This is a genomic window from Bradyrhizobium sp. RT6a, assembly GCF_040547675.1.
GTDB lineage: Bacteria > Pseudomonadota > Alphaproteobacteria > Rhizobiales > Xanthobacteraceae > Bradyrhizobium.
This window is the reverse complement of record NZ_JBEPQC010000001.1, coordinates 1,540,346-1,554,323: the sequence shown is the minus strand read 5'-3', so window position 1 is coordinate 1,554,323 and position 13,978 is coordinate 1,540,346. Positions and strand designations below refer to the sequence as shown.

9 protein-coding genes and 1 pseudogene are annotated in these 13,978 nt (G+C 64.9%); 8 read left to right on the top strand and 2 right to left on the bottom strand.

Annotated elements, in window-relative coordinates:
- Positions 1 to 211 precede the first annotated feature (211 nt).
- From ABIC03_RS07360 to cyoD, 4 genes are read left to right on the top strand one after another with little or no spacing between them, the layout of a single operon-like run.
- Complete coding sequence (locus ABIC03_RS07360) at positions 212 to 1,045, top strand: cytochrome ubiquinol oxidase subunit II family protein (protein WP_354056725.1); 834 nt, start codon at positions 212 to 214, stop codon at positions 1,043 to 1,045.
- Positions 1,035 to 3,035 carry a cytochrome o ubiquinol oxidase subunit I gene (cyoB, locus tag ABIC03_RS07355; RefSeq protein ID WP_354056723.1) on the top strand — a complete coding sequence of 667 codons (2,001 nt, stop codon included), beginning with the start codon at positions 1,035 to 1,037 and terminating at the stop codon, positions 3,033 to 3,035. The genes ABIC03_RS07360 and cyoB overlap by 11 nt, the downstream gene beginning before the upstream one ends.
- Entirely contained in the window at positions 3,035 to 3,676 is a 642-nt protein-coding gene (locus ABIC03_RS07350; protein WP_354056722.1) for a cytochrome (ubi)quinol oxidase subunit III, read from the top strand. Before cyoB ends, ABIC03_RS07350 begins: the two co-directional genes overlap by 1 nt.
- On the top strand, positions 3,673 to 4,062 hold the full coding sequence (cyoD, locus tag ABIC03_RS07345) for a cytochrome o ubiquinol oxidase subunit IV (RefSeq protein WP_275170373.1): 390 nt from the start codon (positions 3,673 to 3,675) through the stop codon (positions 4,060 to 4,062). Before ABIC03_RS07350 ends, cyoD begins: the two co-directional genes overlap by 4 nt.
- Positions 4,063 to 4,279: 217 nt before the next feature.
- Here the strand turns inward: cyoD and ABIC03_RS07340 are convergent, their stop codons facing one another.
- On the bottom strand, positions 4,280 to 5,068 hold the full coding sequence (locus tag ABIC03_RS07340) for a thermonuclease family protein (protein WP_354056721.1): 789 nt from the start codon (positions 5,066 to 5,068) through the stop codon (positions 4,280 to 4,282).
- 196 nt (positions 5,069 to 5,264) lie between these two features.
- Here ABIC03_RS07340 and ABIC03_RS07335 point away from each other — a divergent pair, with 196 nt between their 5' ends.
- The 4 genes and pseudogenes from ABIC03_RS07335 to ABIC03_RS07320 all read left to right on the top strand — a co-directional run bounded on the left by ABIC03_RS07335 (position 5,265) and on the right by ABIC03_RS07320 (position 10,215).
- Positions 5,265 to 6,863 (top strand): GMC family oxidoreductase, encoded by a 1,599-nt coding sequence (locus ABIC03_RS07335; RefSeq protein WP_354056720.1) that lies wholly within the window; start codon positions 5,265 to 5,267, stop codon positions 6,861 to 6,863.
- A 7-nt stretch (positions 6,864 to 6,870) separates the two neighbouring features.
- Positions 6,871 to 7,320: a gluconate 2-dehydrogenase subunit 3 family protein gene (locus ABIC03_RS07330; protein ID WP_354056719.1), complete on the top strand. Its 450-nt coding sequence runs from the start codon at positions 6,871 to 6,873 to the stop codon at positions 7,318 to 7,320.
- A gap of 91 nt (positions 7,321 to 7,411) precedes the next feature.
- Complete coding sequence (locus ABIC03_RS07325; protein ID WP_354056718.1) at positions 7,412 to 8,431, top strand: S1C family serine protease; 1,020 nt, start codon at positions 7,412 to 7,414, stop codon at positions 8,429 to 8,431.
- A gap of 59 nt (positions 8,432 to 8,490) precedes the next feature.
- Positions 8,491 to 10,215: pseudogene (locus ABIC03_RS07320) on the top strand (FAD-dependent oxidoreductase).
- Positions 10,216 to 10,340: 125 nt separating this feature from the next.
- Here the strand turns inward: ABIC03_RS07320 and ABIC03_RS07315 are convergent.
- On the bottom strand, positions 10,341 to 13,817 hold the full coding sequence (locus tag ABIC03_RS07315; RefSeq protein ID WP_354056717.1) for an indolepyruvate ferredoxin oxidoreductase family protein: 3,477 nt from the start codon (positions 13,815 to 13,817) through the stop codon (positions 10,341 to 10,343).
- Positions 13,818 to 13,978 lie beyond the last annotated feature (161 nt).

The window sequence follows — 13,978 nt, the reverse complement described above, 5'->3', positions numbered from 1 at the left end:
CAGCGGTCAAAGGCCGATCATGCCGCCTGATGGTCGCATCGGATGCACGCTGTCCCGCCGAACATGCATGGCTGCGTCGTCAGCGCGAAAGCACATGCACGCCAATGGCTTGCTGCTGCGCAGGAACCGACCTCGCACGATCGCGTTTGTTGCGGAGCCTTTCCCACGCTAGGCTCTGTCCCGGGGCTTCCCAACCGCCAGTGGCTTGCCGATGAATCTGCTCGATCCACAAGGGCCTGTGGCTGCGGCCAACAGCACTATCCTGGTCGATTCCGTCTTCATCATGCTCGCGATCGTGGTACCGACCATCATCGCCATCCTGGCCTTCGCGTTCTGGTTTCGCGCCTCCAATCCCAAAGCAAAATTTCAGCCCGACTTCGTTTATTCCGGGCGGGTGGAGATGGTGGTGTGGGCGATCCCCGCGCTCACCGTGATCCTGCTCGGTGGCGTCGCCTGGATCGGCTCGCACCAGCTCGATCCCGCAGCGCCGGTGCCCGGCACCGGCAGCCCGGTCCGCATTCAGGCCGTCTCGCTCGACTGGAAATGGCTGTTCATCTATCCGGACCAGCGCATTGCCACCATCAACACGCTGACGGTGCCGGCCGGCGCCGAACTGAATTTCCAGCTGACGTCGTCGAGCGTGATGAACACGTTCTTTATCCCGCAACTCGGCAGCATGATCTACACTATGAACGGGATGGTGACGAAGCTGAACCTGCGCGCCGACAACGAAGGCAAGCTGCAGGGCCTGTCGGCGCATTTCTCCGGCGACGGCTTTCCGGACATGATGTTCGACGTCAATGTGGTCTCGCCGCTCGCCTTTCCGGAATGGGTCGCGACCACGGCGAAGAGCGATGCTGTCCTCAATGAGGACAGCTACAAGAAATTGATGCAGCAGGGCATCGAAAAGGGCAGGCCCACTTACCGGCTCGACGATCCCCGCCTGTTCGACCTGATCGCGACCCAGCACATTCCGCCAGGACCGGGTCCGGAGCTCGCATCCGAAGCAGGCCGGTCGCACAGTGGAGGCCATGATGCTCGGTAAGCTCGATTGGTCGGCCATTCCGTTCGACCAGCCGATACCGCTGATCGCAGGCGGCGTGGTGTTGGTCGGCATTCTCGCCGTGCTGGCGTGGGTCGTGGTGAAGGGGCATCTGCCCTATCTCTGGCACGAATGGATCACCAGCGTCGACCACAAGCGGATCGGCGTGATGTACATCCTGCTGGCGTCGGTGATGCTGCTGCGCGGCGGCAGCGACGCCATCATGATGCGGATCCAGCAGGCGGTGGCCTTCCAGTCCCAGGGCTATCTGCCGCCGGAGCACTACAACCAGATATTCTCCGCGCACGGCACCATCATGATCTTCTTCGTGGCGATGCCGTTCGTCATCGGACTGATGAATCTCATCGTGCCGCTCCAGCTTGGCGTACGAGACGTGGCCTTCCCGACGCTCAATTCGGTCGGCTTCTGGCTGACCGCGACGGGTGCGCTGCTGGTCAATCTCTCGCTCGTGATCGGCGAGTTCGCCCGCACCGGCTGGCTCGCGTTTCCGCCGCTGTCGGAGCTGTCCTACTCGCCGGGTGTCGGTGTCGACTATTACGCGTGGTCGCTGCAGATCTCCGGCGTCGGCACGCTGGTGGCCGGCATCAATCTCGTGACGACGGTGCTGAAGCTGCGCACCAAAGGCATGAACTATCTGCGCATGCCGATGTTCTGCTGGACCACGCTGGCCTCGAACCTCCTCATCGTCGCGGCCTTCCCGATTCTGACCGCCACCCTCGCGATGCTGCTGCTCGACCGCTATCTCGGCTTCCACTTCTTTACCAACGAGGCCGGCGGCAATGTCATGATGTTCATGAACCTGATCTGGGCCTGGGGGCATCCCGAGGTCTACATCCTTGTGCTGCCGGCCTTCGGCATCTTCTCCGAGGTGGTCTCCACCTTCTCGGGCAAGGCGCTGTTCGGCTATCGCTCGATGGTGCTGGCGACCATGGCGATCTGCGTCATCTCCTTCATGGTCTGGCTGCATCACTTCTTCACGATGGGCGCGGGCCCCGACGTCAACGCCATCTTCGGCATCGCCAGCATGATCATCGCGATACCGACCGGGGTGAAGATCTACAACTGGCTGTTCACGATGTACGGCGGACGCATTCGCTTCGAGACGCCGATGCTTTGGTCGATAGGCTTCATGGTCACCTTCATCATCGGCGGATTGACGGGCGTGCTGGTCGCGGTGCCGCCGGCCGATTTCATCCTCCACAACAGCATGTTTCTGGTCGCGCATTTCCACAACGTCATCATCGGCGGCGTGCTTTTCGGCGCCTTCGCCGGATTCGAGTACTGGTTCCCGAAGGCGTTCGGCTTTCGCCTCAACGACCGCTGGGGCAAGCTCGCGTTCTGGTTCACTTTCCTCGGCTTCTACGTCACCTTCATCCCGCTCTACGTCGCTGGCATGCTCGGCATGACACGGCGCATGCAGCACTATGACGTCGCGGCGTGGCGGCCCTGGATGCTGGTTGCAGCCGTCGGCATGGCCGTGCTGACAATTGGCGTGATCTGCCAGATCGTGCAGATCGTGGTCAGCATCCGCAACCGCGAGGCCCTGCGGGACCGCACCGGCGATCCCTGGGACGGCCGCTCGCTGGAATGGGCGACGTCGTCGCCGCCGCCGGTTTTCAACTTCGCTTTCAATCCCGATGTGCGCGGCGAGGATGCCTATTGGGACATGAAGGCTCATGCCAAGCAGCAATCGCTCGATCATGATACGCCCGAGTATCAGGACATCGAGATGCCCAGGAACTCGCCGACCGGGTTCGTCTGCGCGTTCTTCGCCACGGTCATGGGCTTTGCGCTGATCTGGCACATCTGGTGGATGGTGATCTTGGGCGGTATCGGAGCGTTCGCGACATTCGTCGTGTTCGCCTGGCGCGACCATGACGAATACGTCATTCCGGCGGAGGAGGTCGCGGAGATAGACCGCGTCAACCTCGAGGAGCGGCGTAGCCTCGTCAGCATGGCGGGGACAGTCTGATGTCAATGACCGCGACCGCCGGCCGTGCGCACGCCGATCCCCATCACATCGGGCTCGTCATCGAGCATCCCGGCCCGGCGCCGAAGCGCATCGTGACCGCCTATGGCTTCTGGGTCTTCCTGCTCTCCGACATCGTGATGTTCTCCTGCTTCTTTGCGGCCTATGCGGTGCTGGCCGACCAGACCGCCGGCGGCCCGAAGGGTTCGGAGATATTCGAGCAGCGGAACGTCGCGATCGAGACGGTCTGTCTGCTGCTGTCGAGCTTCACCTGTGGCATGGCGAGTATCGCGGCCGATGTGCGCAACCGGTTCTGGTTCTATCTCGGGATGGCGGTGACGTGTTTGCTCGGCCTCATCTTCCTGGTCATTGAGTTTCGCGAGTTCGCCGATCTCGTCGCGCGAGGCTATGGCCCGTCGCGCAGCGCCTTCCTCACAGCGTTCTTCTCGCTGGTCGGCTGCCACGGCCTCCACGTCTCGGCCGGCATCTTGTGGCTCCTCACCATGATGGCCCAGGTCTTCGCAAAGGGTTTTCGTGCCGACGTGCTGCGCCGGATGATGTGCTTTGCGTTGTTCTGGCATGCGCTTGACATCGTCTGGGTCGGGGTCTTCTCCGTCGTCTATTTGCTTGGGAGTGGCGTATGAGCGATCAGGCACATATGCGGGCCGAACACGACCTCGCGCCGGGCGAGGAAGAACAACACAGTGTCGGCACCAGGATCCTCGGCTATGTGGTCGGCCTCGTGCTTGCGCTGCTGCTCACGGCGACCTCGTTCTTCATCGCCGGCACCGATCTGGTCTGGCAACCTTCCATTCCCGTCGCGCTGATCGTCCTGGCGATTGCGCAGATGGGTGTGCACCTCGTGTTCTTCCTGCACATCACCACCGGCCCCGACAACACCAATAACGTGCTGGCGCTGGCTTTCGGGCTGCTGGTCGTGTTCCTGGTGGTCGGCGGCACCGTCTGGATCATGGCGCATCTGAATGCGAACATGCCGGCCATGGATCAGATCATGCCGATGCGCCGCTAGGAGCGCACAAAAAAGAAGAGCCGCTTGTTGTGACAAGCGGCCCAAGTCTAGGGAGGAAACGCCCGAGCAAAGCAATCGGGCCGGAGCCGGATTGCCGCCAAGGAAACGCTCGCGCAAAGCGCTTGCGTACGCTTACAAATGCAGCAACTCCCGATAGAGTTCAATTCCGGATGAATACTGTCTCCGGCTGCCGCTCACGGCTGCGTGATGGGCTTGATTATTTCGGCCGTCGGCAATTGTAGGCCTTGCGGAAGCCCGCAGCCTGGGCGTCGTCCTCCGAGCAGAACCAGCGGTCCGGCTTGGTGGTCGCGGGGTAGCTCGGGCAGCCCCGCAAATGATAGATGCCGATATTGCCGGTGACGCGCGCGCGCACCGCAAGCTTGCCCTTGATGCCACAGCTCGGCGGCATCGTCAGATCCTCGGGAAACAACACCGCGCGAATCTCCTTGTCGCGATCGGCGCGGCAGGCGGCGCCCAGGAGCGCGCCGTCCTTCTTGCCGGTGCGGAATTCCTGCGGTGCAACAAAGCACCCCTTCCAGATTCCGGCCGAGGTTGATTTCGCGTCGGCCGCGGCCGACTTGACGTTCGCCTTGACCGGCTCGCGGGCGATGGCATAGCCGAGCTTGACCAGCTGCTCGTTCAAGCTGGTCTTGTCGCCTTCGGCCGTGCAGATCGCGCGGTGCCGCTTGCCAAAACTCTTCTCCGGTCCGACATCGTCGCAGCGCACGGATCGCTTGCCAATCAGCTTGGCGAGCTGGTCGCGAGCCTCGATGCCGCAAGTCCAGGGATCGGCGTGATCGTCGATGCAGACCTGGTCCAGCTCGGGTGCGTCGACGCCGTCGAGGCGGTAGGTGACGTCGCCAAGCTGGATGGCGTTGCCGTCGCGGACCGTCGCGGCGGCGGTCAGCGCGGAGGCGGGGCCGGAGGTGCCCAGAAATCCGGACAGGGCAAGAAAGGAGACGAGCGCAAAAGCGCGGGCGCTGGCAAAGGATTTTCGGAAGGACATAAGGTCTCGCTATCGATGGCTCGTGCGCCTTGTTCCTAGCATCCGGATGTGGCGATACCAATGGTCTGCGCCCCGCGAAGTACGACATTCCGGCCTCGTGGCTTTACTCGGCCGTAGCTCTGATCCTATCGTTCGCCGGCCTTGCGGAGCGGAGGCCGAATCGCCCGGGAAGCGGCGAAGGGAGGAAAATTTCGCGATGAAAGACCCCGTGGACGTCCTGATCATCGGCGCCGGCGCTTCAGGCGCGGCGGTGGCGTGGTCGCTGGCCGAGACCAAGATGCATATTCTCTGCCTGGAGCAGGGCGGCTGGATGAACCCGGCGGAATATCCCAGCACGGGCCGGGACTGGGAGGCCAAGTTCTACGGCGAGTGGTCGTCCAGCCCGAATGTCCGCGGCCGGCCCGAGGACTATCCGATCAACGACGACAATTCGCCGATCAAGGTCGTCAACTACAATGCGGTCGGCGGCTCGACGGTGATGTACACCGCGCACTGGCCGCGGCTGCATCCTTCCGATTTCAAGGTGAGGACGCTCGACGGCGTCGCCGACGACTGGCCCATCGACTACGACGCGCTGACCCCGTTCTTCGAAGAGAACGACCGGATGATGGGCACGTCCGGCCTCTCGGGCGACCCGCTCTCACCGCTGACGCATCCGCCGATGCCGCCACAGCCGATGGGATTGTCGGGCGCGATCATCGGCACAGCCATGAACAAGCTCGGCTGGCACTGGTGGCCGTCGGATACGACGGTCGCGACCATGGACTACGAGGGCCGCGCGCGCTGCATCAATCTCGGCCATTGCACGCCGGCCTGCGCGCAAGGCGCTAAATCCTCGACCGACATTACCTACTGGCCGCACGCGGTCCGCGCCGGCGTCGAACTGCGTACGCACTGCCGGGTGCGCGAGATCACCACCGACGAGAACGGCATGGCCACCGGCGTGGTCTATTACGACAAGGACGGCGTCGAGCAGTTCCAGCCCGCGCATGTCGTCATCATCGCCTGCAATGGCGTCGGCACGCCGCGGCTGCTGCTGAACTCGGCGTCGAACCGCTTTCCGGACGGGCTTGCCAATTCGTCCGGCCTCGTCGGCAAGAACCTGATGTTCCATCCCTATGCACAGATTTACGGCTATGTGAAGGAGCCGACCGATAGCAACCGCGCGCCGCCGACCTGCCTGTGGAGCAAGGAGTGGTACGACACGGACCTGTCGCGCGGCTTCGTCCGCGGCTACGGCGTTCAGTTCGTGCGCGGCGCCGGGCCGGTGTTCGAGGCTGTCGTCAGCGAACAGAAGGGGATCCTGCCGTGGGGCGCCGATCATCACCGCATCTTCCGCAAGCTCAACGGTCACCGGCTCGGCTTTTCCGCGATCTGCGAGGACTTGCCGGAGGAGCACAACCAAGTCACGCTCGATCCGGTCTTGAAGGACGGCCACGGCATTCCCGCGCCGAAGATCAATTACACGATCAGCGAGAACAGCCGGAAGATGATGGAGCATGCGCTGGCGCGCGGGCGGGAGATTCTCGAGACCGCGGGGGCGAGCGACATCTGCGTCAACTCGCCGATCCCGTGGGGCGGCTGGCACCTGCTCGGCACGGCACGCATGGGCACCGACCCGGAACGCTCCGTCGTCAACGAATGGGGCCGCTCGCACGATGTGAAGAACCTCTTCATCGTTGACGGCAGCATCTTCGTCACCTCGGGCGGGGTCAACCCAACGTCCACCATCCAGGCCCTCGCGCTCTACATCGCCGATCAGATGAAGCAGCGCCTCGCCAATTTGTTCGATTGAGGCCGCCATGTCCGCAGACAATCAACTGACACGCAACCAGCGCGACGACCTCAGCGCTATCGCCGCGATGATCGTTCCCGCCAGCGATGAGTACAAGGTGCCCGGCGCCGACGACCCCGCGATCCAGGCCGACATGCTGGCGACGCTCGGGCGTGACGCCAAATTGGTGGCGGCGGCGCTGGACCATCTGGCGCGGCTCGCGGGCCGACCGTTCGCCGAGCTCGATGCTGCCCGGCGCGATGCGGTGGCGCGGGAGTTTCGCAGTTCCGGAGGTGCGGCTGCGGCCACGCTCGTCCGCGTGGTGCTGCAATGCTATTACCGCGACGATCGGGTGCTGCGCTCGCTCGGGCTCGAACTACGCGCGCCATTTCCCAAGGGCTATGTGCTCCCGGAGGGAGACTGGTCGCTGCTCGATCCGGTCAAGGCAAGGGCAGGCACGCTGCGACGGGCGCCCTAGCCACCTGGGCAGTCCAGCCTTGCGCCTCGGACGGGTCCCTTGCGCCTCGCGGAGCAGGCCACCATCTGTGTGAGCCTCAAGGACTCTTGCCATGTTGGATTTTACTTCAGACATCGTCGATGACGCACCGTCATCGCGAACGGCGGCGGCTGTCCCGGACAATGACCGGGCCCTGCTGGACGCCTATTCCAATGCCGTGATCGACGTGACCGACCGTGTCGGTCCGGCCGTCGTGCGCGTCGAGACGGGACCGAAGGTGCCGAACGGCCGCGAGCGCGGCGGGCTCGGCTCGGGCATCGTGATCTCGCCGGACGGGCTCGTGCTCACCAACAGCCACGTGGTCGGCTCCTCAAAGGAGATCCGGCTGCGCGACGTCGAGGGCCATGTCGGCGACGCCCGGGTGCTAGGCGTCGATCCCGACACCGATCTTGCGCTGCTTCGCGCCAATGGCGTGCGGGACTTGCCCTACGCGGCGCTCGGCAACTCCAAGACCTTGCGGCGCGGCCAGCTCGTGATCGCGATCGGCAATCCGCTTGGCTTTGAATCGACCGTCACCGCCGGCGTGGTCTCGGCGCTCGGGCGCTCGATCCGCTCGGTCAGCGGCCGCACCATCGAGGACGTGATCCAGACCGATGCTGCGCTCAACCCCGGCAATTCCGGCGGGCCGCTGGTGTCGTCGAATGCCGAGGTGATCGGCATCAACACCGCGATCATCAATGGCGCGCAAGGGATCTGCTTTGCGGTCGCCAGCAACACCGCGCAATTCGTGCTGTCGGAGATCATCCGCCACGGCTATGTCCGTCGTGCCTATATCGGCGTGGCCGGCCAGACCGCGCCGATCCCGCGGCGGCACGCGGTGCTGGCCGGCGTCGAGAACAAGATGGGCGCGCTGCTGGCGCAGATCGAGCCGGACGGGCCGGCGGCGAAGGCGGGCTTGTTGTCCGGCGATGTCGTGATCGGCCTCGACGGCGTCGAGATCAACGGCGTCGACGATCTGATCCGCGTGCTCGACCGCGACCGGATCGGCCGGCGGCTGGCCATGGATGTGCTGCGGCTCGGCCGCCTGCGGGCGATCGAGATCGACCCGGTCGAGCGCAGGCCGGCCCGCTAGCGTGGTGGCGCCGAAGCGAGGTATGACGGTGTCATGCCTCGCCTCGGGAACCCCGCCGCATGATGCCGGCGCATGAGACCTACGATGTCATCGTCGTCGGTGCCGGCGCCGGTGGCATGACGGCCGCGGCCGTCGCCGCCGCTGAAGGCCTGCGCGTGCTGGTGATCGAGAAGACCGCTTTCGTCGGCGGCACCACCGCATGGTCCGACGGCATGGTCTGGATTCCCGCCAATGCCAAGATGAAAGAGGCGGGGCTCTCCGACAGCGTCACGGACGCCGTGCAATAATTGTCGAACGCGGTGCCCGAGCCCGCCAATGCGGGCCTCCGCGCCGCCTTCCTCGCGCGCGGACCGGAAGCGGTCGCCTATCTCGAAGCCAACACGCAAGTGCGCCTCCAGCCGGTGAAGGCCTGTCCGGACTATTATCCGGAGCGATTGGGCGCGACGCCGGGCGGGCGCGTGCTCGAGCCGGTCGTCTTCGACGGCACGCGGCTGGGCGCGCATTTCGCGCGGCTGCGCGCGCCGCTGCCGGAGTTCACGCGGTTCGGCGGGATGATGGTCAACCGCCTCGACATTCCGCATCTGCGCCGGGCCGGACGATCGCTGCGCTCGACTGTTCGCGCGGCGCGGCTGGTTTCGGAGTATGCGTGGCAGCGGCTGCGGAGCCCGCGCGGCACGACGCTGCATCTCGGCAATGCGCTTGCTGCACGGCTGTATGCCTCGCTGCTGGCACGCCAGGTTGAGATCCTCTTCAGCGCCGACGTCGAGGATTTGTCGATGCAGGGCGAGCGCGTCGGCGGCGTGGTCATCCGTCACGGCGCACGCGATCGGCTGATTGCGGCGCGACGCGGTGTGGTGCTGGCGACCGGCGGCTTCTCGCGCGACGCGACCTTGCGCAAACGCTTCTTCCCACCCGCGGCCGGGTTCATCTCGGCGACCCACACGTCCGGGACGGGCGACGGGATCCGCCTTGCGACTGCAACCGGCGCAGCGCTCAATGCGGATGCGACGAGCCCGGCCTATTGGGTGCCGGCCTCGCTGTTCCGGCGCGCCGATGGAAGCCGAGGCGTTTTCCCGCACACGGTCACCGATCGCGCCAAGCCCGGCGTGATCGCGGTCAATGCGGCCGGCCGGCGCTTCGTCAATGAGGCGCTTTCCTACCATGAGTTCGTGCTCGCGATGCTGCGCGATGGGGACGGCGAACCGGACCGGCCGTTCTATCTGATCTGCGACCGCCAGTTCCTGTGGAGCTACGGCCTCGGCCGCATCAAGCCGTTCACGCGCAATATCCGGCGCTACACGGCAAGCGGCGAGTTGGTCGAGGCCGCTGATATCGCGCAGCTGGCAACGAAGATCGGCATCAAGCCGTCTACACTCGCGGCGACGATCGCGAGCTACAACTCCGATGCGAAGGAGGGCCGTGATCCGGAATTCGGTCGCGGCAGCACCATCTATCAGCGACACCTCGGTGATATCAGCCACAAGCCGAACCCCTGCGTCGCGCCCATCCTCTGTGCGCCGTTCTTTGCGATGCGGATTTATCCGGCGGATCTCGGCACGGCGATTGGCATGAAGGTCGATGCTCAAGCCCGGGTGTTGCGCGAGGACGGCACGCCGGTTGCGGGGCTCTACGCCTGCGGCAACGACATGGGCTCGATCATGAACGGCAATTGTCCCGGGCCGGGCATCACGCTCGGGCCGGCACTGACGTTCGGGTACATCGCGGGAAGGCATCTGGCGGAGGGGAATGTGGCCGGGGCGAGTGCGGCCACAGCGTTGGTCTAGCCGCCACCACTGCCGTCATTGCGAGCGCAGCGAAGCAATCCAGATTTTTTCCGCGGTGGCGGTCTGGATTGCTTCGTCGCAAGGGCTCCTCGCAATGACGCGGAGAGAGCTTGCACCTCCGACAGCTACTCCGCAGCCGCCGCAAACCGGCTGTTCTCCAGTTCCGCTTCCAGCCGCGCCTTCTCCGCCGCCGCCAGCTTGATGTTGGCTTCCTTGATATGCCCGAAGCCGCGGATCGTCTCCGGCAGCCGTGCGAGCCTCGTCAGCAGCGGGATCTGCTCCGCCTTCAGCCAGGAGATACGCTGATCGATCATGCCGAGATAATCCGCGACCAGCTTCCGCTCGGTCCGGCGCTCTTCGGTGCGGCCGAACGGATCGAACGCGCCGCCGCGCAGGAATTTCAGTTTGGCGAGGACGCGGAAGGCATGGATCATCCAGCCGCCGAATTCCTTCTTCTGGAGATGTCCGGTGGTCTTGTCGCGTTGGGCGAAGATCGGCGGGGCCAGATAGAACTTCAGCTTGAAGTCGCCGTCGAATTTCTCCGAGACCTTCTTGGAGAAGCTGCCATCGGTATAGAGCCGCGCGACCTCGTACTCGTCCTTGTAGGACATCAGCTTGAACAGGTTTTTCGCGACGGCCTCGGCCAGCTCCGTGGACGCGGGCGAGGCAGCTGCTTCCGCCTTGCGCACCTTGGCGACGGCGGCGAGGTAACGGTCGGCGTAGTCCTTGTCCTGATAGCCGGTCAAAAACTCCGCGCGCGTCGCGATGATGTCGTCGAGCGACTTCGTCGGCGCGGCGCCCCGACTCCTGAATTGCAGCACGCTGCGCACCCGCGACATGTCGTGGGCGGCGAGGCGTCCCCAGGTGAAGGCGAGCTTGTTCATTTCGATCGCGGCGCCGTTGATCTCGATGGCGCGGAGCAACGCGTCCAGCGATAGCGGGATTGCGCCCTTCTGGAAGGCGAAGCCGAGCATGAAGGGATTTGTCGCGATCGAATCGCCCATCAGCGCCGAGGCAATGCCGGTGGCATCGATGATGTCGAGGTTCTTGTCGCCGACGGCATCGCGCAGCACCGTCTGCATCGTGCCCATCTCGAAATCGAGATCGGGGTTTTGTACGAAGCTTGCAGTCGGCTGCAGGTCGGCGTTGACATAGGCCTTGGTCACGCCGCGCTCAGCGCGGCTGAGCGCGGAGGGACCGGCCGAGACGATCATGTCGCAGCCGAGGATGACGTCGGCGCCGCCGGTGGTGATCCGGACCGCGGAGATGTCCTCCGGCTTCGCGGCGATGCGGACATGGCTCATCACGGCGCCGTTCTTCTGCGACAGGCCGGTGAAGTCGAGCGCGGAGCAGCCGCGGCCGTCGACATGGGCGGCCATGCCGAGCAGCGCGCCGATGGTGATGACACCGGTGCCGCCGATGCCGGTGACGAGGATGTTGTAGGGGGCGTCCAGCTCACGCGCGGGTGGCAGCGGCAGGTCGGCAAACAACTGGCCTGAGTCCACCGCCGAGGTCTTGATCCGCTTGAGCGTGCCGCCATGCACGGTGACGAAACTCGGGCAAAAACCCTCGACGCAGGAAAAGTCCTTGTTGCAGTTCGACTGGTCGATCTGGCGCTTGCGGCCGAACTCGGTCTCCAGCGGCTGCACCGAGACGCAGTTGGACGCTTGCGAGCAGTCGCCGCAGCCTTCGCAGACGAGCTCGTTGATGAAGGCGCGCTTGGCGGGATCCGGATAGAGCCCGCGCTTGCGGCGGCGGCGCTTTTCCGCGGCGCAGGTCTGGTCGTAGACGATGACCGTAAGGCCCTTGATGTCGCGCAGCTCGCGCTGAACGGCGTCGAGCTCGCGGCGATGATGGACGGTCGCGCCTTGCGGGAAGTAGTTGGTGTCAGGGTATTTGGTGGGATCGTCCGACACGATCGCGAGCCGCTTGACGCCCTCGGCCCAGACCTGGTGCGCGATCTGGGCGACGTTGAAGGCGCCTTCGGCCGGCTGGCCGCCGGTCATCGCGACGGCGTCGTTGTAGAGGATCTTGTAGGTGATGCTGATGCCGGCGGCCGATGCCGCGCGAAGGGCGAGTAATCCGGAATGGGTGTAGGTGCCGTCGCCGAGATTCTGGAAAATGTGCTGTTCGGTGGTGAAGGGCGCTTGCCCGATCCAGTTCACGCCCTCGGCGCCCATATGCGAGATCAGATCGGTGCGGCGGGTCGGCATGCTCAAAGCCATGCCGTGGCAGCCGATGCCTGCCATGGCGCGGCTTCCCTCGGGCACGCGCGTCGAGGTGTTGTGTGGGCAACCCGAGCAGAAGAACGGCGTGCGCGCGAGCTTGATTTGCGCGGAGGCCGGAACAGGAGTGTCGAACGCTTCGAGCCGGGCGAGGCGCTGCTCCAGCACCGGGCTGTGGTGGCCGAGCTTGCGCAGCCGCGCCACCAGCGCGGATGCAACGATGGTCGGCGTCAGCTCGCCCTCGCTCGGCAATAGCGGTGCGCCGCGCTCGTCGCGTTTTCCCGTCACGGTCGGGCGGCTGGAAGCATCGATATTATAGAGGATACGCATCAGCTGGTCTTCGATGAAGCCGCGCTTCTCCTCGACGACCAGCACGTCCTGAAGTCCTTCGGCGAAGCGCTTGGCCCCGCTTTCCTCAAGTGGCCAGGTCAGTGCGACCTTGTAGATGCGAAGGCCGAGGTTCTGCGCGTCCTTGTCGGTAATGCCCAGATCGGCCAGCGCCTGTCGCAGATCGAGATAGGCCTTGCCGGTCGCGATGATGCCGAGCCGTGCCGGCCTGGAGTCGAGCACGATGCGGTCGAGCTGGTTGGCGCGCGCAAAGGCCTGCACCGCCGCCATCTTCGGGCCGAACAGGCGCCTCTCCGCGTCCAGCGGCGGATCGGGCCAGCGGATGTTGAGGCCGCCGGGCGGCATCTCGAAATCGTCGGGGAGCCTGATCTGAATGCGTTCGGGATCGCTGTAGATCGAGGCCGAACTCTCCACGGTTTCGCTGATCGCCTTGAAGCCGACCCAGCAGCCGGAGAAGCGCGACAGCGCAAAGCCGTAGAGGCCGAGATCGAGATAGTCCTGCAGCGTCGCCGGGTTGATGACAGGGATCAGCGCCGCCGCGAACACCTGTTCGCTCTGGTGCGCCAGTGTCGAGGATTGGCAGCCGTGGTCGTCGCCGGCAAGCGCGAGCACGCCGCCATTGAGCGAGGTGCCGGCGGCATTCGCATGCTTGAGCGCGTCGACCGAGCGGTCGACGCCGGGCCCCTTGCCGTACCAGATGCCGAACACGCCATCGACCTTGGCGCCGGGAAACAGGCCGACCTGCTGGCTGCCCCAGACGGCGGTCGCCGCAAGGTCCTCGTTCAGACCGGGGACGAAGGCGATGTCGTGCTGCTGGAGGTGTGACTTCGCGCGCCACAGCGCGTGGTCGTACATGCCGAGCGGGGAACCGCGATAGCCCGAGATGAAGCCGCCGGTGTTGAGGCCCTGAAGCCGGTCGCGTTCGCGCTGCAACATGGGCAACCGGACCAGCGCCTGCGTGCCGGACAGGAAGATCCGCTTCGATTCGAGCCGGTATTTGTCGTCCAGCTCGACCTGCATCAGCGTCATTTCAGAAGTCCTCGTCTCTTGTTTCGGCTCTTATTCGACTTGGGGTTTGCGCTGCGGGAGGGAGGAGCGGCTGCGCGACGCGAATTGTGACAGTCAAAGGCATGCGCAGACGAAGTCAATATCGCTCACCGCATCCGTGGCGCTCCTGCTGGTCATGGCTT

Coding starts and splice junctions, on each gene's coding strand:
- cyoB (WP_354056723.1), top strand. CDS start 1,035: ATGCTCGGTAAGCTCGATTGGTCGGCCATTCCGTTCGACCAGCCGATA.
- cyoD (WP_275170373.1), top strand. CDS start 3,673: ATGAGCGATCAGGCACATATGCGGGCCGAACACGACCTCGCGCCGGGC.
- ABIC03_RS07330 (WP_354056719.1), top strand. CDS start 6,871: ATGTCCGCAGACAATCAACTGACACGCAACCAGCGCGACGACCTCAGC.
- ABIC03_RS07315 (WP_354056717.1), bottom strand. CDS start 13,817: ATGACGCTGATGCAGGTCGAGCTGGACGACAAATACCGGCTCGAATCG.
- ABIC03_RS07360 (WP_354056725.1), top strand. CDS start 212: ATGAATCTGCTCGATCCACAAGGGCCTGTGGCTGCGGCCAACAGCACT.
- ABIC03_RS07350 (WP_354056722.1), top strand. CDS start 3,035: ATGTCAATGACCGCGACCGCCGGCCGTGCGCACGCCGATCCCCATCAC.
- ABIC03_RS07325 (WP_354056718.1), top strand. CDS start 7,412: ATGTTGGATTTTACTTCAGACATCGTCGATGACGCACCGTCATCGCGA.
- ABIC03_RS07335 (WP_354056720.1), top strand. CDS start 5,265: ATGAAAGACCCCGTGGACGTCCTGATCATCGGCGCCGGCGCTTCAGGC.
- ABIC03_RS07340 (WP_354056721.1), bottom strand. CDS start 5,068: ATGTCCTTCCGAAAATCCTTTGCCAGCGCCCGCGCTTTTGCGCTCGTC.